The organism is Providencia sp., from assembly GCF_003533305.1.
Taxonomy (GTDB): Bacteria; Pseudomonadota; Gammaproteobacteria; order Enterobacterales; family Enterobacteriaceae; genus Providencia.
The window spans coordinates 83932-109754 of sequence record NZ_DOEH01000022.1 but is presented as its reverse complement, the minus strand read 5'-3'; the positions used below and the strand labels follow the sequence as shown (position 1 = coordinate 109754).

Below are 25823 nucleotides of genomic sequence, written 5' to 3'. Positions count from 1 at the left end.
TATTTCGCCTTTCTTTTACAAATAGCCATACATCGCAGCAAATACCCAACCAAACACGCAGGATACACCGACACCAATCAATCCCGGTAAAATAAAGCTGTGATTAATAACATATTTACCAATACGTGTTGTACCCGAACGGTCAAACTGGATAGCAGCGAGATCGCTTGGGTATGTCGGTAAAATATAATAACCATAACAGGCAGGAGCAGATGCAATAATATAAGCAGGATCAACGCCAATGCCCAAAGCGATAGGCACTACCGCAGCCAAAGCTGCCGCTTGGGAGTTAACAAACTTAGACACTAACAATAGAACAATGGCATAAGCCCAAGGGAAGTCTTTGACTAATGCTCCTAAAGTGCCTTTGATTTCATCCATGTGCGCGCCGAACATGGTTTCAGCCATCCAAGCGATACCATATACCGCAACGATAGCAATCATCCCTGAGCGAAAGACTTCATTCTTAGATATTTGTGCTGGGTTCGTTTTACAAACAATAATGATCAATGCACCAGCTAATAACATAAACATCTGAATAACAAGTACCATTGATAATGGCTTGCCATTAATTAACGGTCTCAATTCAGTGAATGCACCAAGCAATGCGACAACAGCAATAGAGCCCAAGAATATCCACATTGCCACCCAATTAATCTTAGGTAATTTTGTATTCAGTAAAGTGACACTTCCGCCGTATACATAATCATGATTTTCCGGTACAGATATAAACTCTTGGAACACCGGGTCTTTATCAAGATCTTTCCCTCTGAACCAGCTAAAAATACCAATAGCTAAAATACCAAGTAGAGTTGATGGAATAGTGATTGCAAGTAAATCTAGAAACTCAAGGGATTGCCCATTAATTGTCACTCCATTTAGCATCGCGACTAGTGATACCACAGCCACTGATACTGGGCTGGCGATGATCCCCATTTGAGCCCCAATACTACTGGCTGCCATTGGTCTTTCTGGACGAATATTATTTTTAATAGCCGCATCATAGATAATTGGCAAAATTGTATATACCACATGCCCAGTACCGCACAACATGGTTAAGATACAAGTCACAAATGGTGCCACAATAGAGATGTATTTTGGATTTTTACGTAATAGTCGTTCTGCAATTTGCAGCATGACATCCAAACCGCCTGATGCTTGTAAAGTTGCTGATGCTGCAACAACAGCAATAATTACGAGCATGACGTCTACAGGCGGTTTTCCTGGCGGCAAACCGAACCCAAAGACAAGTATAACGAGGCCGACACCACCCAAAAGCCCCAATGCCATTCCCCCTTTTTTTGCTCCGTAGAACAAACAAACGAGAATAATGGCAAGCTGAATCATAAAGTCCATAGTTCCATCCTTATATATAGGTTTCTATACATTATCCGGATGATATTGAAGCGTGAATTTGATTTATGATAATTTAAAAATGAATTTAATTTTATTTTTAAGGTCTTTTTTTAGCCATTGTCACAAAATTCAACTTAAGTAACTGCCATACTACTCTGTTAAAACTAAATTCAAGTAAAATCAAGCAATTAAATCATACTTGATAACATTTTCCCCTCTTGAAATTTACCTTTAATCATCTTAATTCATAATTTATATTAATATTTATCCTTGCCATTTTTTTATATTATTAATGCTTTTTAAAACTCACTATTATTTATATCATGCAAGTGTAAAGATAAGATTACATCATCTGTACTTTTGATTTGACAGGTTAATCACAATCGCATAATCTGCTTGGCAAATTAATATATCGAATTCAATCAGAGGAACTTGTGAAGAATCGTACTCTTGGCAGTGTGTTAATCGTTGCAGGAACAACAATAGGCGCAGGGATGTTGGCAATGCCGCTTGCCGCTGCAGGTGTAGGTTTTACAGGTATCGTCTGTTTACTTGTTGGGTTATGGATGTTAATGAGTTATACCTCATTATTACTGGTAGAGGTTTATCAACATAATCCTGCCAATATGGGTTTAGGGACTATCGCAAAAAAATATCTTGGCCCTGCGGGTCAACTCGCGACAGGTCTGAGTATGCTGCTATTAATGTATGCACTAACTACCGCTTATATTGGTGGGGCGGGTGTCCTAATCTCAGATAGTTTGTCTTCTTGGTGGGGTATCAAGGTCTCAACGAATACTGCAATTGTTCTATTTACCCTTGTTGGGGGCGCTGTTGTATGTGTTGGCACGCACTCTGTTGATTTTATTAATAGAATACTATTTACAGCAAAAACTATTTTTTTAGTTATCATGCTTGTCGTTATGATGCCTCATGCTGAAGCTGTCAATTTGAGTACCATGCCACTTGAAAAAGGCCTGCTACTTGCTGCTGTACCGGTTATTTTCACCTCTTTCGGCTTCCATGGCAGCGTGCCAAGCTTAGTCAACTACATGAATGGGGATGTTCGTAAATTACGGATGATTTTCCTCACTGGTAGTGCGATTCCATTAGTTGCTTATATTTTATGGCAAATTGCCACATTAGGCTCAATTCCATCAAGCACCTTCATGGGTATTCTCGCTCAAGAGTCTGGATTAAACGGTTTATTAACCGCGATCCGTGATGTTGTTTCAGCACCAAAAGTAAATATTGCAGTCAGCCTATTTATGGATTTAGCGCTAGCAACTTCATTCTTAGGTGTGGCTTTAGGTTTATTTGATTATCTCGCTGACCTTTTCAAGCGTAGTAATCGTTTAATAGGCCGCGTGCAAACAGGCTTGCTCACCTTCGTTCCACCATTATTAGCAGCGCTATTTTTCAGTAGCTTTGTTCAGGCGTTAACTTATGCCGCCGTTGCACTATCTGTATTAGCACTGATTATTCCTGCATTATTAACAATGCGAGTTCGAAAAGTTGAAGCTAAAGGTCAATACCAAGTTAAAGGCGGCTTCCCTATATTAGCGCTAGTTCTATTATGTGGTTTTGCCGTAATCGCTATCCAATTTTCAATTGTGGCAGGATATTTGCCCAATGTAGGCTAGTTTGCATTTAACTATTGATACCATAAAAAATACCCCAAAATTGTTTTCAATCTTTGGGGTGTTTTTTTATTTCAAATAATTAAGCTTAATTATTTTTCAAAAAAGTCACACTGTAGCTAAGCCGTAACGAAAGTTACCAAAAGTGCATACATAAGTATGCCCTTTGGCAATCCTAAATAGCTTATAGTCTACAAGATAAAACAAATTAAAATGAGAGACCCGCACCAAGGTACAGTCCATCTGCAATTTTCTCGTTAGACTTATTATGTGTGCCTTTCATTTCTATTACACGATAACCTGCATCAATAGATAATGGTTTAAATACGGTATAGCGCGCCCCTGCTTTAGCTTCAACATAGGATTTACTGCCAGATGTCAGGGATTCTGGCGCACCATATGCTTCACCATAAATGTTGAGCGAAGGCAATGCTTGCCAGTTTAATCCACCACCTACAGCAAGTGCAGCACCGTTGCTATTGTTATCAGGTGATAAATATAATGCTTTTCCCCCAACATAAGCAGCAAACGGACCTACTGGCAAACCAAATGTTGCACCAACGCTACCGAGCTGACCATCATGATCACTACGTGCCCATGAGCCATTCAAAGCCAGGCCCGCATTACGATTACCAAGGCTTGCATCTAATTCAGTATAGTGTTTACCCGCTTGAGCGCTAACTGAAACTGCATGTGCTGTTCCCCAAAAAAGTGGGGTCGTTGCAGCGACGATAAGTAAAACTTTACGCATAATTATTATCCTCATTATATTATTACGTAGGGATACTACGCGATTTTATCTTTTTTCTCAGTCATTCTTACCAAGATTTACGCAATCAACATGATAAAAGCACGATAAATTCACTATTTAACCTATAACCATGTTTTTATAAAGGGTATATACTATTACAACACCCAATAGAACGTAAAAGACTGTCTTGTTACCTTAATTGCAGTAATTGGTTGTTCTGATTAGATTATTAATTTAATACTTACTATACTAAATCATGCGTTTTTTATAGTAAATAATATTAATTATCACAAGAAAATTAACTAGTTAATTACTTTTATACAGTTTATAAATCCAAAGCAATGGAGCAGATGATGACAAAAAAAGGTCTTACTACCGCCTCTGGAGCACCAGTTGCCAATAACAATAATGTTATGACAGCAGGTAAACGCGGTCCAATGTTGTTACAAGATGTTTGGTTTTTAGAAAAATTAGCCCATTTTGATCGTGAGGTCATCCCAGAACGACGTATGCATGCTAAAGGTTCAGGCGCTTTTGGGACTTTTACCGTCACCCATGATATTTCTCAATATACCCGTGCTAAGATTTTTTCAGAAGTCGGTAAAAAAACAGAGATGTTTGCACGCTTCTCAACTGTTGCGGGTGAACGTGGTGCAGCTGATGCCGAACGTGATATTCGCGGCTTTGCCCTCAAGTTTTATACAGAAGAGGGAAATTGGGATATGGTGGGTAACAACACGCCTGTCTTCTATTTCCGTGACCCTTTAAAATTCCCAGATTTAAACCATGTGGTAAAACGCGATCCGCGCTCTAACTTACGCACCATGGAACACAAATGGGCTTTCTTCTCCCAATTACCTGAGTCTTTACACCAATTAACCATTGATGCGAGTGACAGGGGCATTCCACAAAGCTACCGTAATATGCATGGTTTTGGTAGCCATACTTATAGCTTCATCAATAGCAATAATGAACGTTACTGGGTAAAATTCCATTTCCGTTGCCAACAAGGCATTAAAAACCTCTCCGATGAACAAGCAGAGCAAATCGTTGCTAAAGATAGAGAAAGCTCCCAACGTGACCTGTTTGAGTCTATTGAAAAAAATGATTTTCCACGTTGGAATTTACAAGTCCAAATCATGCCAGAGAAAGAAGCATCGCAAGTGCCTTATAACCCATTTGATTTGACTAAAGTTTGGCCACATAAAGATTATCCATTAATTGATGTCGGCTATTTCGAACTTAACCGTAATCCAAATAACTATTTCTCTGATGTTGAACAAGCCGCATTTAGTCCAGCCAATATCGTCCCTGGAATTGGTTTCTCACCAGATAGAATGTTACAAGGCCGCTTATTCTCTTATGGTGATGCACATCGTTATCGCCTCGGAGTTAACCACCATCAGATCCCAGTAAATGCACCACGTTGTCCATTCCATAATTATCACCGTGATGGCGCAATGCGTGTTGATGGTAACAGTGGCAATAACGTTACCTACGAACCAAATGAAGCTGGTTTATTCCAAGAACAACCTGATTATAGTGAGCCGCCATTATCTATTGAAGGTGCTGCTGACCATTGGGATCATCGTGAAGACCAAGACTATTTCAGCCAGCCACGAGCATTGTATGAACTATTAGATGATGCAGAACACCAACGTATGTTCCAACGTATCGCAGGTGAACTGATTGATGCGACTGAGACGACACAAGTACGTCAAATTGCATTATTCAAACAAGTCCATCCTGAATATGGTGCTGGTGTTGAAAAAGCGCTGAATGCACTGAAGTAATACTTAAATATTAATTATCAGGCTCTAAAAATAGAGCCTGATTTTCAATTTCTTCCATTCATGACGCAAAGCAACCGAGCAATTTCAAGTTTTACTCGCTTTCTTTTAATAGCCAGTTTTTGATTTGTTGTCGGGAAACTTTAATTCCACTCGCCTTTAATTCATTAGCTAGTCGATAATAAGCCATAGGATATTGATAAGGCGCGACCTTATCTTTTAACCATGCAGCAATGTCATTCAATTCCTCACTATCATCAAGCTCAATAACAGCCACAGGGCGTTGACCAAATTCAGCGTCATCAATAGGAATAACAAAACTTTGTACAACTTTGGGATGGCTATTAATAATGGCTTCGATATCTTCTGGCTGCACGCATTCCCCACCGCTGATAAATACGTTATCTAAACGACCCAATATTTGGTATTCGTTTTCAATAAATGCGCCTTTATCATTGGTTTGGAACCAACCCTCTGTACATTTTAAGGGCTTAATTTCGCCATCAAACCAATACCCCATTGCTTGACTCGATGATTGAATTTGGATTTCATCATTAACGATACGCACTTGCTTACCTTTTAGTGCAATACCGACACCTTTTTTACCATCGGCACGCTTAGCGCAAACGGTAGATGCCATTTCTGTCATGCCATAACCACTCCAGCAGACAATATCACGGCTTGCTGCCAAATCAGTCAGGGCTGTTGGAATAGTCGCACCACCGAGCAAAACTTCTTTTAACGCAGTGTCAGGGGCAGTATCTTGATTAAGTAAGCGCCACAACTGAGTTGGAATTAACGATGCATGCGTGACTTTTTGTAAGGCTTCAATTAATGGACGAGCCATAATTGAAAGACCACCACCACGTAATAACCATCGCCAAACGATACCTTGTCCTGAAACGTGAAATAAAGGCAAAGAGAGCAACCAACAATCTTGTTGCTGGTAATTCATCACGTTAATAACACCTTCCGCACTATTCAAATGCGCTGTAACATGGTGAACCGCCGCTTTAGGTAAGCCTGTTGAACCTGAAGTCAAAATCAGCGTTGCTGGCAGGTTTAATGCTTCAGTATATTGCATCAACTGAAAATCATCATTTGCAGTAAATAATAAAAAATTCGAATATTCTAAAGTGGGATAATCTTTCGTTAGCGTACCCAAACCATCAAAATCAATTACAAAATCAATATTAAGGTGTGGCAGTAATTCATCAAGTAACCTATCCGGTAAACGCGGATTAAGAGGTAATACGCGTGCGCCACTAGCAATGATGGCGAGTTGGCTCAATAACAGTTCAACGCTGTTTTTACCTCGCAAAATAACGGCTTGATGCTTTTGTAAACCTTGGCGAGCAAAGTACGCGGCTAATTGATAAACGTGCTCACTGAATGAACGCCAAGTATAACGCTCAGTATCTGTGACTAATGCAATAGTATCAGGTTGAAGACTGGCCCAGTGTTGCCATGGCCAGTCTGTAAAATGGACTACTTCTGCCATACAATTGTCAATTCATCTAATTGTTGCACTGGAATTTCACATTGTGGCCACGGACGCACTAATTGGGATTGGATTAAAGAGACGGTATCTAGCCCTGGTATCGTATCAGGTGTCAGCCAGTCTGCGATGCGAGCAAGTTGAGTCAAACCAAAACTGGTTTCAATTGATGAGCTAATAACCGCTTGTAAGCCCAATCGATGAGCTTCTTCGATTAAAGACTGACAATAAGATAAACTTCCCGTCAATGTAGGTTTTATCACGATAGCAGCAACACCTGGTAATGCTTCAACTTTAAAGTCGGCTTCACGAACACTTTCATCCCATGCGATAGCGATGCCAGTCTCTGCGGAAAATTGCAAAGATTCTTCACGGGTTTTACAAGGCTCTTCAAGAAAAGCAATACGATCACGATATTCAGGATTGATGTATTTAGCGAAACCATCCGCTTTTGCGCGAGTCCAACTGCGGTTCGCATCCAAACGTAGTTTTAGTTCGGGAACGGCTTCAAGCAATATATTTGCGACCATCCCATCACGAACCGCTTCATATAGCCCAACCTTCACCTTCGCGACTTTGTCACCATCCATTGCTGCAAGGCTTAAAATCAAATCATCAGGATCGCCACTACACAAAGGCGCTTTACGATAATTCGCTTGCTGAGGCAATTTTCCGGTCAATTCAGCTAATGCACAACTGCAACCGAAGGCCACTGATGGCAATAAGCTATCAGAGATATTACCGTTACTTACCCATTCATTTAGCCAATCAATCACATTGGCAGTAGCATCTGCTAAGGTTTCTTGACTAAACTCAGGTAGAGGTGAAATCTCTCCCCAACCTTCGCTATCCCCATCCTGTAAACAGACCAGTAACCCATCGCGGGTTTTCAGTCGTTGATAACGAAGGATAATGCCTGCCTCCATTGGCAGGCTGAATGAATAAAGTGTCGCTTTACGCATTATGGATTACGCTTATATTTAGAAAAATCAGGGGCACGTTTCTCATTAAATGCATTACGTCCTTCCTGACCTTCTTCTGTCATGTAGAACAACATAGTTGCATTACCAGCAAGTTCTTGTAACCCTGCTTGACCATCACAGTCTGCGTTTAAAGCCGCTTTCAAACAGCGCAGCGCCATTGGGCTATTTTCTAACATTTCACGGCACCAACGGACAGTTTCTTTTTCTAAGTCAGCATTAGGCACAACAGTATTAACTAAGCCCATATCTAAAGCTTCTTTAGCATCATATTGACGGCACAGGAACCAAATTTCACGCGCTTTCTTTTGACCTACGATGCGAGCCATATAAGAAGCCCCCCAACCGCCATCAAAAGAACCGACTTTAGGACCCGTTTGACCAAATACTGCATTCTCTGCTGCAATAGTGAGATCGCACATCATATGCAATACGTGACCACCACCAATAGCAAAACCTGCGACCATTGCAACAATTGGTTTTGGACAAGTTCGAATTTGGCGTTGGAAATCTAATACATTTAAATGATGGGTACCACTTTCATCACGGTACCCGCCGTAGTCACCACGAATTTTTTGGTCACCACCTGCGCAGAAAGCTTTCTCGCCTTCACCCGTTAGAATAATAGTCCCAACGTTATCGTCATAGCGTGCATCTGATAATGCTTGGATCATTTCTTTGACAGTCTGTGGGCGAAAAGCATTACGGACTTGAGGACGATTAATGGTGATTTTGGCAATACCCTCTGGAGACTTGTGATATAAAATATCATCAAATCCTTCAGAGCAATCTTTCCATTCAATCGGGGCATACAATTTTTCTTCGCTCGGATACATCATTATCAAGTTCCTTTAACCACAGTGTGATAAAAAATAGTGAAGTGCAGTTGCATAGCTTTGCGGATTTTCCCGATGAGCATTATGCCCTGCATTTGCAATCAGCGTTAACGGCAATGCGTATTGTTGCGAAACGCTTCGAAATTTTTGATCCCTTTCGCCACAAAAGTAACAATATGGGACGGTTAGCTGTTGTAGTTTATCCACAAGAAAAGGTTGCTTAGATAATGATGTATTTTCCAACATATCCGCGACCCTCTGTGGGTTATTCAAACTACGTAATGCAATTAATTGTTGACGCTGAGAGGGGGTTAAATCAGCAAAAACGCCTTGCTGATACCACCCCTTTAATACCTGTTCAATCGGTTCTTGGCGAAAGCGCTGCGCCCAAAGATGATCGTGCTTATTGCGGGCTAAACGTTCTTGGTTATCAATTAAACCCACGTTTCCCCCTTCAATCACAAGCCCTTTAAGCCCTTCAGCGGGCTGAAAACAAGCATAATGCATAGCAAGTCTTGCGCCCAATGAATAACCGATCAAATAATATTCTTTTATATTATAGTGCTGTAAAAGTGCACTGAGTTGCTGGTCAAAATGGCTAAAACTATCACAGCCAAAAACCTGTGAATCACCGTGACCGGGTAAATCAACCACTAAAGATGGGTGATCACTACAATGTGCAATAATAGGTTGCCAATCAGCCGCGCTACCCAGTAATCCGTGTAACCAAATAAGCCAAGGTGATTTTTTGTCCGTATTATATTGATGAGCTGCTAACATCAAAAACTGACCACATCTTCAAGTAGTTTCTTCAGTGTTCTGGCCCCTTCATCACCATCAACAACTAATTCAACTAATAATGTTCCATATTGATTATGCCAAAATTGTTGAATCGTATCTTTTAATGTCAGCCAATCTGTTGGTACACAATATTGCAGTCCAAACATTTTTGCTGCTGGCTCAAAACTCACATTTTGCGGCATACAATAATATTTCTGCCTTGCCTCATCAGCGGTAGGTAGCATTGAAAAAATTTGCCCACCGTTATTATTCACCACAATCAAGACGGTTGGCGCTGAGGGCTCACGTAACAATGCAAGGCTATTTAAATCATAGAGCGCTGAAATGTCACCAACAATACCCAGTGTAGGTCTTGCTTTAGCGCGCTGTACACCCGCCATGGTAGAAATTAAGCCATCGATACCACTGGCGCCGCGATTACTATAAACCGGATAACTAATTGGTAATTGAGCTAAGGCATCAATCAATCGAACAATTAAACTATTACCAACAAATAACTGACCTTTTGGCGGTAATAATTCAGGAAGTTGATGAGCAATAGCGGCTTCAGAATACTGACCTTGTAATTGAGATTTCACTAATTGCTGTGCTTTTTCTGCCAATTGAGGTAAATCATCACACCACAAACTGCGTGGCTGTGCGGGATGATTTTCTATCCAGCCCTTAATTGAACAGGTTAATTTGCGGCCATTATGATTCGCAGGATCTAAACGCCCAGCAATCGAATCAATAAGCCAATACTCTTGTGGCTGACATTCTGATTGCCACTGCAACAACCTTTTACCCGTTAAACTAGAGCCAAATTGAACAACAAGTTCAGCTTGTTTCAACCGTTCTTGAGCGAGTGGGTGTTGTAACCAGAGATCTGCGCACGGATAAGGTTGCCCAGTCTGAGATAAAATATCACCAATTATTGGCCAACCAAGTTGTTGCGCCCACTGATTAACTAACTCGCCATCGCTTGCACTCATGCGACCCGCAATCACAACGCCTTTTTTTTGTCGCCAAAAATACCAATCAGCAACCAATGCGACTGAGTTTGTTGGTGGTTCAATTAACCAAGGATGGTTTGATGTCCACCAATCACCCAGTGTTTTTTGCCATTCATACTCGCCATCAGTATCACCATATAAAGGTTCTGCAAACGGGCAATTAATATGAAAACCGCCATGCAGTAACTGATTCATGCCATTATCAATAGCAGTAACAAGCCACTTAGCACTAATATCTTTGGTTGGTCTAGGAAGCATTAAGCTTTGGGAAGGATGAGAAGCAAAAATATGTGTCTGTCGAATGGCTTGATTAGCCCCACAGTCGATCAATTCAGGCGGTCTATCCGCAGTTAAAAAAACAACTTTCTCACCGGTCAGTCCTGCTTCAATTAACGCAGGATAAAGATTAGCCACCGCTGTTCCTGATGTGACAATGACACCCACAGGCTCTGAGCTTGCTTTCGCAAGACCTAACGCAAGATGACCTAAACCCCGTTCATCAAAATGCGTATGGCAATGGAGCTTACTATTACTGATTGCCGCGAGGGTCAAGGGCGTTGAACGTGACCCTGGTGCAATACAGACGTGTTTCATACCATGACGGGCAAGTGCTTCAACAATGATCTCAGCCCAACGTATATTAAAAGCAGAATTCGACATAATGTGCTCGGCAGATTGTTTATTATCAACTAGTTTAGTCCGGTTGATAAATATTTCTTGATCTCAAAACAATTTTTGATGAACTAGTTGAAAATAAAAGAAAATAACCACTTTTACTTTATGGTTTTTAATTTATAGATTTAGTTATGTTCTAGCAATGACTTAAGCCCTGCCGCTTTATTTTCAATTTCGTCCCATTCTTGCTCAGGATCTGAACCACTCACGATCCCTGCCCCAGAATAGAGAGAAACTTGGGTACCTTTAATTTTTGCACAGCGTAAAGAAACAGCAAACTCACTCTTATTCAAACTCATGAAGCCACCGGTTCCTGCATACCACTCTCGCGAAAATGATTCATTTTTAGCTAAGAAATCACGTGCTACTGTTCTTGGTAAGCCGCAAACCGCAGCGGTAGGTTGCAAACGTTGTAAACAATCACTGTCAGAGGGTGATATCAAGGTTGCCGAAATCGAACGATATAAATGTTGAATTTTACGTAGGCGGATCACTTTTGCAGATGAAACATCGATACCCGTTACTGCGCCCTGTAATTGCTGGCAAATATCATCAACGACCACTAAATTTTCATGTTGATTTTTATTATCTTCCATCAACCATTTTGCATTTTCTGCGGCAATAATATCGTCGGTATGATTTGCAACGGTTCCTGCGAGTGCTTCAGAATTCAGCTGTGCACCTTGGCGCAAATAAAGCCGCTCAGGTGTTGATGAGATAAAACCAGAGTATTGATTAAAAGCCATCATGAAATGATAGCAATGATGATTAACTTGCTGACTAATATACAAAAATTCAGCCGCTGAAATTGGATTGGATAACGTCAGTTTGGTTTCACGCGCCATCACTACCTTTTCCATTTTCCCCGCTTTCATATCATCAATAGCGCTGGTTAATAAAGAACACCATTCATCATGTTCGGGAATATGTTCTTGAGCAATAATATTGGCAGACAGTGAAAGCGTGGTCTGCGAAGTGGGCTTTAATTGTTGTAAAAATGCAATAGCGTTGAGTCTATCCTCCTCACCATCAATATTAAGACTCACGGTGACATTTGAACGCGACCTGAAAATTTCTAAACGCGGAAGAAAACAAAATGTTGCCTGCTGTTTAATCTCTTGCGAAAGACCTTCACCCACCGCATTCCAACCATTTAAGCCCCACAGGCGCACATCCGCAGTATCTGGATACTGAGAGAGGAATTGTTCTGCATCAGCAGTAATATTGAAAGATTTGACCATACCAACCGCACTGCATTCTTCAGCGCCCGTACGTTGATACCAGTAGAATTGTGGATAACAAGATTGCTCAGACAACCACACTAAGCCTGGAAATAACAACTGCCCATCGAGCTGCCAAACAAAGCGAGTGTATTGTTCCGATTTTAGTGTCAACGTAGACAAATGGTTAAGAATTTCAGTTATTAAATTATCGATTTTTTTATAGTTCACTCTAGATCCCTACTGCCACATCACCACAGATTTACTTCGAATTATTATATAGCGCAATGTAATTTATTAAAACATTGATTATTTACAGCTATAAGAAGAGCACATAATGAACAAATTTATCCTAACAGACTCGTTTTTCTCTCAAGATTGTCAGTATAGATTATTATATAGCTTATATGATTACATAATCATTCAATTAGTTGATAAATTGTGAATTAATACGAAATAATTGATTAAAAAGGTTAAATTTCACTCAGGAAGACAGATAGATGAGGGAATAAAAAATCTAGAATGCTCAAATAGGTAAACCCACCTCCACTAAAGAGAATAATGATTTTACATACTAATATGTTTAAATTTTTCTTTTAATAAGAGTCTCTTAAAATCTATTTAATAACGCAAGTCTATTGCTAAATTCACTCTACTTTATGTGTTATTTAAAATTAAGATTTAATTAAATAATACTTTTCGCATAAAAAAGGTTGCATATTGTTATTACTAATAAATTAACTTCCCTTTCAATAATAATTTGAACTTATAAACTACAGAACTTATCTTAATTTTATCATTTATCTCATGAACTGTTTTTTAGCGGACATTTTCATTTTTTAATATCAGTATCACTGATAGTTTTAGCGTAATTTACCAAATACCCACTTCCAACATTAAATTAACATGAGAATTTACGCTAAAAATAAAACTCAATACTACTAACCTAATTAAATGGAAATGAATAATGAACAATCAAGTTAATTACGATAGAATCATTGAAAAAGAAGATATAGCCGATGCAACTCTTGCTTTATTAGCAAACCAAGATCCTTTATCTGTGCGCCCCCCAGGTATATTTACATTAGATGATTTACTTAATATAAAAAATTATGTTCAATCTTCACTCGCATTCCCGACAAAAAATGATGATATCCTGAAATGGTTTAATATTGATGAATCAACTAAATTACCTATTCCTGCCACTGAATTAACGGATATTATTCTTAATATTCGTGAACATGCAAATAATTGGGATAATGTTGAACAACAAGTCAAACAACAATCTATAGATTTGGCATTAACTAGTCGAAATATAACTCAAACTGGAAAGCAAGTTATTGAATATATTAATCATATGCCAATAATTAAACAAACAACTAGCAGCTTAGATGAATTAAGCCAAGAACAGTTGGCTGACATAAAATATCAAAGTGATGACCAACAGATAGCAACAGAACTTGTTTGCATCTTAGAGTACATTAAAAATGATATAAAACAACAATCAATAAAAACCATCAAAACTAAAAATACCGTTTCAGATTTTCGGGTCCATATAATTGGAGGCTATTTATCTGACTTTCAACATGTTGAATCATTAATGTTCAATGTTAAAGGAATTTATCAGCAATTAGATTCTGCTAATAATGATAACTCTGAGGATTTTTTAAAAGAGGAAATAATGCATAAAAAGCAGGAGGTACACCAGCTTGAACTCGAATATGACCACTTCGTAAAACTTTGCTTTACTGGCTTAGCGGGTGGAATCATTGGTCTTATTATCACAGGTAGTATCTTTGGTATTGAAGCAGAAAAAATACGTAAGCTTAAAAATGCAGCATTACAAGAAATTCAAGAAATGAATAAAAAGATGAATCAAGATCAACTCATTAAAAAAACAATATTTGAAATTCAAATTAGTTTACAGAAAATTGAAGGTTTTTTTAAAGATGCTCGGCTCGCAGTTGATCATTTAGATTATATGTGGTTAGCCATTCTGACAGAGATAAATCAATCCATAGATGTATTTAAAAAAATAAATGATGCTGATAAATTAATACGCTTTGTTGTTCAGTTCAAACGTATAATTTCTTCTTGGGCTGCTATTAAGGATTATTCCGTTCATTTAATTTCTGTCTTTGATGAGTCATTAGAAAATGAAATTTAATTAAGCAAAAGGTATTAATATGAAAAATAATTTTGTTTTGCCTATATCACCCTCTATAGACATATATAGTTTAAGATGTACTTCAAATAATATAAATGCATTTAATAAAAACATCATCAGTTATGATCTTATTATTCATAATCGAATAAAAAAAATATCAGTTAAAATAGAACAGCTTAATGAGTTTATAAGAAGCTCGATTCCAATATTGAAAATAAAATCAAATTACATTCTCATTAATGACTTAGATAGTATAATAGAAAACAATACAGATATTTTAACTACCAATTTTATTGATGACTTAATTGATTTAAAAAGTGAATTAGAACGCATAATTTCTAAACTAAATATTTTATCAGATGGATTATTAGTGTATCAACTCGATGAACCTAATAGAACAAAACGTAAACAATATACTAATAAAAAAGAAATGCTAATTAAAGCGAGAGAGAATACTTTATGGAAAATAAGTGAAATCAACAATCACCTTTCAATTGTTATAGCAGCAGAAGAAATAATCTTAAATGGTAATTTATTAGACTTTTTTGAAAAGTATTTCATTGGCGATGATATCATTGACTTAATTAGCATTCCACCAAACAAAAAAGATATATTAAAAGCCGCTATTATTTATGTTAAAAAATTATTAACTATGGTTGATGGCGGATTAGAGTTTAAGAAACTCGTCGATGTTAGGCTTTATCTCAATCAGCAACTTATTGATTTACGAAAAGAGGAAAACAATATCGACAACCTAGTGGTCAACATGACACAACTAATTGATATTTCTAATGAAATTACAGTTATTGATACGCAGAAATATATTATTATCACGCAAATTGAATTACTTAAAAATTACTGGGGATCATGGTGTCATTTTATTAATCAGAATATTGCAGAACAAACCCCAGACCTAGCACAAATCAACATCGAAGCTAAAATATTAATCACTTATTTAGATGATATTGAATACCAATATCAGCGCCAACTACCCGATTAAAAAAAGGCCGGTTACTCATTGTAATGAAGTAACCGGCCTTTATCAATTTAATGATATGTTAAACCTAAGGGCTAGTGAATAACAGCCAATGCAGTTGTCGCAATATCAATTAATGGCTGTGGCCAAACACCGAATACAATGACTAAAACTGCGCAGATAGCGGCGAATACCGTACCCAGTGTTGCTTTTTCAGGCCCAGTATAACGCTCAGCATGTTCCGCATCACGGCTATAAAGACTCGCCATAAAGCGTAGGTAATAATATAAACCAATAGCACTACCTACAACCACCGCACCCGTCAACCACCACAAATCAGCGTATACAGCAGAGACGATGACATAGAACTTACCAATAAAGCCTAATGTAATTGGAATTCCTGCAAGGGATAACATCATCACAGTCATTACGATAGCTAATACTGGTTTGTGCCAGAACAATCCACGGAATGCACTGAAGTCATCTTGATCGTCACCACGATAAGGACTAGAGATAATACTGATAACACCAAATGCACCGAGGCTCGCGAACAAATAACCCGCTAAATATATTGCCACTGTGATTTGAGCAACATCAGGTTCATTACGCAATGAAACTAATGCAACCAGTAAATACCCCATGTGTGCTATCGATGAGTAACCCAATAGGCGTTTTGCGCTTTTTTGTGTAATCGCCAGTAAGTTACCAAACAAGATAGACGCAATAGCAATGATGGTAATCACTGTTGCGAGTGTCTCACTGTGGGCAACTGGCGCTTCCAAGAACAAGCGCATCAACACAGCAAAAATACCAATTTTACTGCCTGTCGCTAAGAATGCAGATACCGGTGCTGGAGCACCTTGATACACATCCGGCGTCCATAACTGGAATGGAAACAGTGACAGTTTAAAACCAAATCCAACAATTAGCATCCCCATACCAATCAAGATCAGCGGGGCATGAATTTGGCTATCCATTAAGCTTCGCCCTACAGCAACAAAACTTAAACTACCTGATTCTGCATAGAGCAGCGCAATACCAAAGAGTAGGAAAGAAGACGCCGCAGCCGATAACAACATGTACTTAATACCGGCTTCTAACGTTTTACTACGCTCAAAGGTATAAGCCACTAAGCCGAATAAAGGTAATGAGATAAGCTCAATACCAATAAACATTGACGCCATGTGATTAGACATTGAAAGTAGAACACCACCTGATACCGCAATAGCAAGTAACAGATAAAATTCTTCCTTGTTGTCCCCAAAGCCTTCTAACCAATGGTATGCATAAATACAGGTCCCAATCCCAGCAATCAGGACTAATGCACTGTAGAACAAGGCAAATCCATCAACTAAGATCAGCGAAGTCACTTCTTTAGGAAGCAAAGAAATGGTGCCACTATTTAATGTATAACCGTTTATCCATATAAGCGATAATAAAGCGACTGCGAAACCAAATGCTGTCAATCCAGCACTGGTTAAGTGATCGCGTCGCCACGCAATGGACAGCATCACAACCACCGCCGTCAATCCGACGATCATCAGCGGTAGTATCGCGATCAATTCTAGAGGTGTTATTGTCATGGCGAATTACAGCCCTAATGTTGTAAGTGAAGCCCAATACAAGTTATGCAGCGTTTCCATCGAACCAATTGACGTATCGAGAATTGGTTGCGGATAGAACCCAATGATAACCAGTAAAGCCGCCAGCGCTAGCAGCACACCAAACTCGCGTGCAGTTAGCCCTTTCATTTCTTTTTCGGATTTTGGCGTACCGTAGTAAGTTTGCTGCATCATCCATAATGAATAAATAGACGCAAATACCACACCGAAAACCATAATGCAGGTAACAAGTGTAAATTGGCTAAAGCTACCGAACAGGATCATGAACTCGCCGATAAAGTTACCTGTACCTGGCATACCTAAAGTCGCGGCAGCAAAGAACAAGGACATACCCGGTAACCATTTAATGCGTTTCCATAAACCGCCCATCATGCGCATATCACGCGTTTGGGTACGTTCAAATAGCTGACCACTGATAATAATCAATGCCGCGCCTGAAAGGCCGTTAGTGATCATCTGCACTACCGCACCTTGATACGCTAAGGTCGAACCTGCATAGATAGCTACTGTGACAAAGCCCATATGCGATAGGCTACTATAAGCCGCTAGACGCTTAATATCAGTCTGTTTGAATGCTAACCATGCACCGTAGAAGATACTGATAACACCCAGACTCATAGCAATTGGGGTAAACTGAATAGACGCTTCTGGAAATAATGGTAATGTGAAACGCAGCAAGCCATAAGCCGCTGTTTTCAACATGATACCGGAAATATCCACCGAACCTGCCGTTGGCGATTGTTCTTGCGTATCCGCCATCCAACCATGGAATGGTACCAATGGCATTTTAACCGCGAAAGCAATAAAGAAGCCTAGCATCAACATGAAGCTCACGGTGCTAGACATTTGAGTGCCCAGCAGTTCGTTATAGTTGAATGTTAGAATATCTGTGGATGCAACATGTGCCAGTGCCAATCCAATGATGGACACTAACATAATCAAGCCACTTGCCTGCGTATAAATAAAGAACTTCGTTGCAGCTTTGATGTGTTGTCTATTTTCTGAACCTTTGTGTCCCCAATTTGCAATCAGGAAATACATCGGTATCAACATCATTTCCCAAAAGAAGAAGAATAGGAAAAGGTCGACAGCAGTAAATATCCCCATCACACCTGCGATAATCCACAACAGGTTAAAGTGATACGCACCTTGGTTTGCTTGATTTTCACTCCATGAACTGAGGATTGAAAAAGCACCCATGATTGCAGTAAGGACAACCATCAACAGAGATAAACCATCAATCGCTAAATGGAAGTTAATACCAAGCGAAGGGATCCACGGTTCAAGATAAACATCTTGCCACTGTGGAATACCTTGTGGATTGACCAGCGAAAAGTTTCCTTGCAGCCAAAGTTGCACAGAAAGTATTAATGTAATTCCCATCGTCCCAAGCGCAATCCAACGTGGAGCGCGGTGACTGAACCGGTCAGCCTGCCAGCTCAGCAGGCCACCGATGAAGGGAATAAGTATTAGCCAGGGTAATAGCATGGCGCAATGTGTCCCTTAATTAAACCAAAAGCAGCAGAGCAAGAATCAGCACTGCACCCAGCCCCAATGAGGCAACATACCAACGGACCTGACCGTTTTCACTCACAGCAAGCCCTTTATTCGCCCAACGTGACAGGTGAGCAGGCAAGTTCATCAGTGAGTTAATAGGATCGCTTTCTAGTAGCCATGCGATACCTTTGAAAGGTTTCACAAAAACGACATCATACAGCCAGTCGAAGCCCCATGCATGGTACCACCATGTTGATAGGAAACGGCCCGGTGCACTTTTAGCGATAGCATTGGCGATTGAACGTCTGAATAAGTAGAGGAATGTCGCAATCAAAAGACCTGCGATAGCAAATCCACCCGAGATAACTTCTAGCAATAACTTGCCATCATGAGATCCTAATGGTTTTGCTGGGAAAACCCCTTCCAATGGCTGGTGAATTAAAGCACCAACAAACGTTGCAAGGATAGCCAATATGCCCAGAGGCAATGTATGAGTGATGCCTTTGACTTTGTGCGCTTTGATTTTCGCTTCACCATGGAAGACGATGAAAATCATACGGAAGGTATAAATTGCGGTCATTAATGCACCGATGATACCCGCCCATAGCAACACAGTTTGTCCATCAAGTTGTGCACCCCACAAAATAGCGTCTTTACTGTAGAAACCAGAGGTAAACAATGGCAACGCAGCCAATGCACTACCACCAATTAACATTACAGCGTAGACAAATGGTATTTGCTTGCGCAATCCACCCATTTTGAAAATATTTTGTTCGTGGTGACACGCTAAAATCACAGAACCTGCTGACAAGAATAATAACGCTTTAAAGAATGCGTGAGTCATTAGGTGGAAAATAGCTGCATCCCATGCTTGTACACCCAGTGCCAAGAACATATAACCAATTTGGCTCATGGTTGAATAAGCAAGCACACGTTTGATGTCTGTTTGCACAAGTGCTGCGCAACCTGCAAAAATCAAGGTCACCGCACCCACGATACCGACAAGATGCAGAACTTCAGGTGCTAATAGGAACAGTCCATGAGTACGAGCAATTAAATAAACACCCGCAGTTACCATGGTTGCGGCGTGGATCAGAGCCGAAACTGGTGTTGGACCTGCCATCGCATCGGCCAACCATGTCTGTAGTGGTAGCTGTGCAGATTTACCAACCGCACCACCTAAGATCATTAAGGTTGCCCATGTGATAGCTGGTGACCCTTCAGCAAATAGTTGAGGTGCGCGCACCGCCATTTCGCTGAAATTCAATGTACCGAGTTCATTCCACAGAATAAACATACCGATAGCTAAGAACACATCACCAATACGTGTAACAAAGAAGGCTTTCATCGCTGCTTTGCCGTTATCTGGATTAGTGTAATAAAAACCAATCAACAGATAACTACACAGCCCTACCCCTTCCCAACCGAGATACATCAGCATCATGTTATCAGCCAGTACTAAAACCACCATACTTGCGATAAACAGGTTAGTGTAAGCAAAGAAACGTGAGTAACCTTCCTCGCCACGCATATACCAAGAAGCGTATACGTGAATAAGGAAGCCCACACCCGTCACTACACCTAGCATAGTAAGAGATAGACCATCAAGCGATAAACTGAATGGGATATTAAAATCGCCAACAGACATCCAAGTCCACAGGTATTGAGGATATGGTTCAAATCCACCGTTGGCCATCTCTGTTTGAGCTAAAAATTCACTGCCTGCATAAAATGCAACGACAGCGGCAAGGCCAACCGATCCTGCACCAATAATGGCAGAAATATTTTCTGACCAGCGACCACGGGAAAATGCGAGTAGCACAGACCCCAGTAGTGGCAGCAAAATTGTTAAATAGAGTAGGTTCATCCGCGCATCTCACTGACTTTATCAACATTCAGGTTCTGACGATGACGATGGAGTTGCAGTAACAACGCCAGTCCAATACTCGCCTCCGCTGCAGCCAATGCAATGGATAAGATATACATTATCTGTCCATCTGGCTGCCCCCAGAAACTCCCTGCCACGACAAACGCCAGTGCAGCTGAGTTAATCATGATTTCCAGTCCGATAAGCATAAAAAGCAAGTTACGGCGGATAACAAGACAGCTAAGCCCCATTACAAATAAAATTGCCGCTAAAATCAGACCATGTTGAAGAGGTATCATTATTGCTCCTCCGCATTACGGTTGCTAACAAGGTCACCGCTATTTTCGTGACGGTCACGACCGACGTGGAATGCTACGACTAGACCTGCTAGCAATAACAATGATGCCAGTTCAACGGCCAATACATATGGACCAAATAGACTGATACCCACTTCTTTCGCCCCGATAACTGTACCGACAATACCTTCTTGATAAGAAAGCGTGCTGATACCATAGACTAATAGCCCCAATAACACGGCAGATAACACCGCAGGACCAATCCATGTTTTAGGTGTTAACCAAGCACGTTCCTGTTCTTGAACTGAACGGCCGAGGTTTAACATCATTACCACGAAAACAAACAGCACCATGATGGCACCTGCGTACACGATTATTTCCAATGCACCGGCAAAATAAGCACCTAGTGAAAAGAAAACCATGGACAGCGCCAGCAGAGAAACAACCAAGTACAGTAATGCATGCACCGGATTGGTATTAGTTATCACCCTCAACGTTGCTAAAATGGCAACGAGTCCGGCGATATAAAATGTAAATTCCATGAATATCGCTCCTTATGGCAACAGGTCTTTGACGTTAATAGGTTTAGCTTCATTATCAGCCTCACCTTTGTCTTTACCTTTAATCGCCATACCCGATTTACGGTAAAAGTTATAATCAGGATATTTACCCGGCCCAGAAATTAACAGGTCGCCTTTCTCGTAAACAAGATCCTGACGTCGCCAATCGGCCATTTCAAAGTCTGGCGTCAGCTGGATTGCCGTAGTTGGGCAAGCTTCTTCACACAGACCGCAGAAAATGCAGCGCGAAAAGTTAACGCGGAAAAACTCAGGATACCAGCGCCCGTCTTCGTGCTCTGCTTTTTGTAGGGAGATACAACCTACAGGACAAGCAACAGCACATAAGTTACAAGCAACACAACGCTCCTCACCATCAGGGTCACGTGTTAACACGATACGCCCACGGTAACGGGGTGGTAGATAAACCGGCTCTTCTGGGTACATCAGCGTTTCGCGTTTATCGAACGCATGTAGGCCTACCATCCAAATACTACGTACTTGGGTGGCGAAACCGACCAATAAATCTTTCAATGTCATGGTTCAATCACCCCTTACTGAGCGTTGTATAAAATCACTGCTGCGGTACCCAGCAGGTTAAGCAGTGTCAATGGCAGACAAATTTTCCAGCCAAAGGACATCACTTGGTCATAACGTGGACGCGGTAAAGAGGCACGGATCAAGATAAACATCATCATGAAGAAACCTGTTTTAATCGCAAACCACAGGAATGCCGGCAGGAATGGACCATGCCAACCACCAAAGAACAGGGTCACAATTAGTGCTGACACTGTTACGATACCAATATACTCACCGACGAAGAACAAACCGAACTTCATGCCCGAATATTCGACGTGGTAACCATCTGCAATTTCTTGTTCTGCTTCAGGTTGGTCAAATGGGTGACGGTGACATACCGCAACGCCCGCTATCGCAAAAGTCACAAAACCAAAGAATTGAGGAATAATGTTCCACATACCTTCTTGGGAATTAACAATGTCAATCAAGTTAAACGAGCCGGCTTGTGCAACCACGCCCATTAATGACAATCCCAAGAACACTTCGTAGCTGACGGTTTGTGCTGATGCACGCATCGCGCCGAGCAATGAATATTTGTTGTTACTAGACCAACCGGCGAACAGCACTGCATACACTGCAAGACCGGCCATCATCAGGAAGAATAAAATCCCAATGTTCAGGTCTGCAACGTGCCAAGTCGGACTGACCGGCACGATAGCGAATGCAAGGAACAATGAACAAAATGCAATAACAGGTGCGAGCGTGAAGATTTTCTTGTCCGCAAAATTAGGCACCCAGTCTTCTTTAAATAGCATTTTGAACATGTCGGCAATTAATTGCCCCATGCCAAATGGACCAACGCGGTTAGGACCATAACGGTTTTGGAACAGACCTAAAATACGGCGCTCCCCCAAACTCATGTAGGCACCACAAGTCACAACAACCAATAAAATGACGACAGATTTAAGGATGGAAATAATCACTTCCATCACTTCAGGAGAAATCCAATCCATCATGCTCCCCTCCTCAGATTATTGACTGACACGCCCGCCATGACTGGTGCAATACCTGGCATACCTAACGGTAAACCAATTTGACCTGATGACAAGTTCTTGCTGATGCATACTGTCAAGTTAAATGCTTGACCTGCATGACTAAATTCAGCTTTAGAACCTGCTGGCAGACCTAAAGTCGCAGCATCTTGAGTGTTCAGCATGATATAAGGCTCTGGCATACGCACTTGGATAACATCTGAACGTTGTGACATTTCATCACTACCGAACAGGTGATAATAAGGTGCGACAACCCACTGTGCATCCGTTGCTTGATAAGCGGCAGGAATATCAGTGAAGTAAGCCAATTTGCTTTCTGTAGAATTAAACAGACGAACACCTGGGTCACCAAATAATAAGTGTCCCCCCACTTCACTTTGGAATTTATTCCAAGCTTGTGGTGAGTTCCAACCCGGCGCCCATGCAAATGGAATTTGCTGGCGAGGAGCTGTTGGACTGTTATTTCCTTCCATTGAGAAAGCAAATGGTGAGTCAATATCTTGTGGTTGGCGAGGCTCATGAACAGATTGATTAGCCAACATAGATGTACGGCCACTGTAACGATGAGGTTCACGCGCCAATTTCTGACCACGAATACGGAAAGAGGCTTTCGGTGCGGTATCTTTAATGCCTGCAAATTGTGGCATTGCAGCAACACAGTCAGCAATCACATGATCAAGTTGAGACCAGTCTGCATCACGCTCTTGCGCTTCGGTTTGCAGTGAATGCAACCAACGCCAGCTTTCGTTCATCACAATCGCTTTGTCGTAATAAGAAGGGTCGAAAACTTGGAAGAAACGTTGTGCACGGCCTTCTTGGTTAATCAGCGTACCATCCGCTTCAGCAAAACTTGCCGCTGGCAGAATGAGTGTCGCTTTATCCATGATGGCAGTTTGTTGATGATCAGCAACAATCAGCTGTTTCAACTTAGCGATAGCGCTATTCACTGTATCAACATCACTATGACGGTAAAGATCATTTTCCATCACAATGGCAACATCAGCTTCATTCGCTTCGATACGTGCAAACGCGCTATCAAGTGGCTGTGCGTTCATCATTGCTAAACCAAAGCTATTGGCGTGAGAAGCTAAATAAGAAAGCCCCACTGCCGCGCCTTTGCCTTTTAATGCAAATGCAACGTTAGCTGCCGCTTGGATCATCGCGTCACTGCCGCTATGGCTACCACTGATAATCAATGGTTTTTTCGCACCCATAAGGGCTTGTGCGATGGTTTCTACTTTTGCTTTCAGAAAGGCAGGTAAGCTATCCACTGCTGGCGCATCACCATTAATCATATTTGCAATTGCAAAACCTAAGCGAGCCTGATCAGCGACTGGCGCACGGTAATTATAAGCTGCGACATCATCTAAGCGTGTATCATCCACGTTAGTGATAAACAGTGGATATTTAGCGTGTTGACCAATGTTTTGGATTGCCGCAATTTGCCAGTCTGCCACTTTCTGTGCAGCTGCCATTTCACGTGCTTTGCCTTTAACCGCTTGGCGAACAGATAATGCCATGCGCGCGCCAGTCTGAGTTAAATCTTCACCCAGTACCAGTACTGCATCATAGCCTTCAACTTCACGCAAAGTCGGGGTATAAATACCACCATTTTGCAGAATGTTTTGCATCAATTCTAAGCGACGTTGTTCAGCGGTAGAAATACCTGAATAGAAGTTTTCTGCACCCACTAATGCACGTAATGCATAGTTGCTTTCAATACTTGCTCGCGGCGAACCAATACCAATCACTTTTTTCGCTTGATTGATAATCTGAGCACCACTTTGCATCGCTTCAATCGCAGAAATAACCTGTTTAACACCGTCTTTATTTAACACGGGTTGACGTGGTCTGTCTTTACGATTGACGTAACCATAACCAAAGCGACCGCGGTCACAGAGGAAATAATGGTTTACTGAGCCATTATAGCGGTTCTCGATACGACGCAATTCACCATAACGTTCACCTGGGCTGGTATTACAACCGATACTGCACTGTTGGCAAATACCTGGTGCAAATTGCATATCCCATTTACGGTTATAACGCTCGGAGTGTGTTTTATCGGTAAATACGCCTGTTGGACAAACTTCGACTAAGTTCCCTGAAAATTCGCTTTCCAGTGTTCCGTCTTCCGTACGACCAAAGTAAACATAGTTATGTGCGCCATAAACGCCCAAATCAGTACCGTCTGCATAATCTTTATAGTAACGAACACAACGATAACAGGCGATACAGCGGTTCATCTCATGACTGATGAACGGCCCTAAATCCTGATTAACGTGAGTACGTTTAGTAAAACGGTATTTACGCATGGTATGACCGGTCATTACCGTCATATCTTGTAAATGACAATTACCGCCTTCCTCACAGACTGGACAGTCGTGTGGATGGTTAGTCATCAGCCATTCAACAACACTTTCACGGAACTGTTTGGCTTCTTCATCATCAATAGAGATGTAAGTGCCTTCCGTTGCCGGTGTCATACAAGACATTACTAAACGACCGCGAGTATCATCCGCGTTCTGATATTGCTTAACCGCACACTGGCGGCAAGCGCCAACGCTTCCCAGCGCCGGATGCCAGCAAAAATAAGGAATATCTAGCCCCAGAGAAAGGCAGGCATGTAGCAGGTTTTCAGACCCGTTTACATTATATTCTTTGCCGTCTACATATATTGTAGCCATAGTCAGCATGCTTCCCAAAGGCCCGCTCAAGAGCAGGCGTTAATCAA

At 41.0% G+C, this 25823-nt stretch carries 20 protein-coding genes; 4 read left to right on the top strand and 16 right to left on the bottom strand.

Going from position 1 to position 25823, the window contains the following annotated elements; genetic code table 11:
• Window positions 1-15 precede the first annotated feature (15 nt).
• On the bottom strand, window positions 16-1356 hold the full coding sequence (locus DD649_RS14345) for an anaerobic C4-dicarboxylate transporter (RefSeq protein WP_294108048.1): 1341 nt from the start codon (window positions 1354-1356) through the stop codon (window positions 16-18).
• A 494-nt stretch (window positions 1357-1850) separates the two neighbouring features.
• Between DD649_RS14345 and tyrP the strand changes: the two genes are divergently transcribed.
• Window positions 1851-2999, top strand: coding sequence for a tyrosine transporter TyrP (gene tyrP / locus DD649_RS14340; RefSeq protein ID WP_294108099.1), 1149 nt, complete (start codon window positions 1851-1853; stop codon window positions 2997-2999).
• Window positions 3000-3204: 205 nt separating this feature from the next.
• Here tyrP and DD649_RS14335 read toward each other — a convergent pair whose 3' ends face one another.
• On the bottom strand, window positions 3205-3747 hold the full coding sequence (locus DD649_RS14335) for a YfaZ family outer membrane protein (protein WP_294108044.1): 543 nt from the start codon (window positions 3745-3747) through the stop codon (window positions 3205-3207).
• A 353-nt stretch (window positions 3748-4100) separates the two neighbouring features.
• On the opposite strand from DD649_RS14335, the gene DD649_RS14330 reads away from it, so the two are divergent.
• Window positions 4101-5540, top strand: coding sequence for a catalase (locus tag DD649_RS14330; protein WP_294108098.1), 1440 nt, complete (start codon window positions 4101-4103; stop codon window positions 5538-5540).
• A 91-nt stretch (window positions 5541-5631) separates the two neighbouring features.
• Here DD649_RS14330 and menE read toward each other — a convergent pair whose 3' ends face one another.
• The 6 genes from menE to DD649_RS14300 form a co-directional block, all read right to left on the bottom strand.
• Complete coding sequence (gene menE / locus DD649_RS14325; RefSeq protein ID WP_294108042.1) at window positions 5632-7038, bottom strand: o-succinylbenzoate--CoA ligase; 1407 nt, start codon at window positions 7036-7038, stop codon at window positions 5632-5634.
• Window positions 7026-7997, bottom strand: coding sequence for an o-succinylbenzoate synthase (gene menC, locus DD649_RS14320; protein WP_294108039.1), 972 nt, complete (start codon window positions 7995-7997; stop codon window positions 7026-7028). Before menC ends, menE begins: the two co-directional genes overlap by 13 nt.
• The gene (menB, locus tag DD649_RS14315; protein WP_294108037.1) at window positions 7997-8854 is read right to left on the bottom strand and encodes a 1,4-dihydroxy-2-naphthoyl-CoA synthase; all 858 of its coding nucleotides are present in this window, start codon (window positions 8852-8854) and stop codon (window positions 7997-7999) included. The genes menC and menB overlap by 1 nt, the downstream gene beginning before the upstream one ends.
• A 12-nt stretch (window positions 8855-8866) precedes the next feature.
• On the bottom strand, window positions 8867-9631 hold the full coding sequence (gene menH, locus DD649_RS14310; protein ID WP_294108035.1) for a 2-succinyl-6-hydroxy-2,4-cyclohexadiene-1-carboxylate synthase: 765 nt from the start codon (window positions 9629-9631) through the stop codon (window positions 8867-8869).
• Entirely contained in the window at window positions 9631-11304 is a 1674-nt protein-coding gene (gene menD / locus DD649_RS14305; RefSeq protein WP_336430866.1) for a 2-succinyl-5-enolpyruvyl-6-hydroxy-3-cyclohexene-1-carboxylic-acid synthase, read from the bottom strand. The genes menH and menD overlap by 1 nt, the downstream gene beginning before the upstream one ends.
• 140 nt (window positions 11305-11444) lie before the next feature.
• Entirely contained in the window at window positions 11445-12770 is a 1326-nt protein-coding gene (locus DD649_RS14300) for an isochorismate synthase (RefSeq protein ID WP_294108032.1), read from the bottom strand.
• Window positions 12771-13506: 736 nt separating this feature from the next.
• On the opposite strand from DD649_RS14300, the gene DD649_RS14295 reads away from it, so the two are divergent.
• Both DD649_RS14295 and DD649_RS14290 read left to right on the top strand, forming a co-directional pair.
• Window positions 13507-14706 (top strand): alpha-xenorhabdolysin family binary toxin subunit A, encoded by a 1200-nt coding sequence (locus DD649_RS14295; protein WP_294108031.1) that lies wholly within the window; start codon window positions 13507-13509, stop codon window positions 14704-14706.
• A gap of 19 nt (window positions 14707-14725) precedes the next feature.
• Window positions 14726-15706, top strand: a complete 981-nt coding sequence (locus DD649_RS14290) for an alpha-xenorhabdolysin family binary toxin subunit B (protein WP_294108029.1) — start codon at window positions 14726-14728, stop codon at window positions 15704-15706.
• Window positions 15707-15777: 71 nt separating this feature from the next.
• Here the strand turns inward: DD649_RS14290 and nuoN are convergent, their stop codons facing one another.
• The 8 genes from nuoN to nuoG are packed head-to-tail and all read right to left on the bottom strand — an operon-like array spanning window position 15778 to window position 25785.
• A complete protein-coding gene (gene nuoN / locus DD649_RS14285) occupies window positions 15778-17265 on the bottom strand; it encodes an NADH-quinone oxidoreductase subunit NuoN (protein ID WP_294108027.1) in 1488 nt (495 codons plus the stop codon).
• A 6-nt stretch (window positions 17266-17271) separates the two neighbouring features.
• Window positions 17272-18792, bottom strand: coding sequence for an NADH-quinone oxidoreductase subunit M (gene nuoM, locus DD649_RS14280; RefSeq protein WP_294108025.1), 1521 nt, complete (start codon window positions 18790-18792; stop codon window positions 17272-17274).
• A gap of 19 nt (window positions 18793-18811) precedes the next feature.
• Window positions 18812-20668 carry an NADH-quinone oxidoreductase subunit L gene (nuoL, locus tag DD649_RS14275; RefSeq protein ID WP_294108023.1) on the bottom strand — a complete coding sequence of 619 codons (1857 nt, stop codon included), beginning with the start codon at window positions 20666-20668 and terminating at the stop codon, window positions 18812-18814.
• Window positions 20665-20967, bottom strand: coding sequence for an NADH-quinone oxidoreductase subunit NuoK (nuoK, locus tag DD649_RS14270; protein ID WP_336430865.1), 303 nt, complete (start codon window positions 20965-20967; stop codon window positions 20665-20667). The genes nuoL and nuoK overlap by 4 nt, the downstream gene beginning before the upstream one ends.
• Entirely contained in the window at window positions 20967-21506 is a 540-nt protein-coding gene (nuoJ, locus tag DD649_RS14265; protein ID WP_294108019.1) for an NADH-quinone oxidoreductase subunit J, read from the bottom strand. The genes nuoK and nuoJ overlap by 1 nt, the downstream gene beginning before the upstream one ends.
• A gap of 12 nt (window positions 21507-21518) precedes the next feature.
• Complete coding sequence (nuoI, locus tag DD649_RS14260) at window positions 21519-22061, bottom strand: NADH-quinone oxidoreductase subunit NuoI (RefSeq protein ID WP_294108017.1); 543 nt, start codon at window positions 22059-22061, stop codon at window positions 21519-21521.
• A 14-nt stretch (window positions 22062-22075) separates the two neighbouring features.
• Entirely contained in the window at window positions 22076-23053 is a 978-nt protein-coding gene (nuoH, locus tag DD649_RS14255; protein WP_336430873.1) for an NADH-quinone oxidoreductase subunit NuoH, read from the bottom strand.
• Window positions 23053-25785, bottom strand: coding sequence for an NADH-quinone oxidoreductase subunit NuoG (gene nuoG, locus DD649_RS14250; protein WP_336430864.1), 2733 nt, complete (start codon window positions 25783-25785; stop codon window positions 23053-23055). Before nuoG ends, nuoH begins: the two co-directional genes overlap by 1 nt.
• Between the last annotated feature and the right edge of the window lie 38 nt (window positions 25786-25823).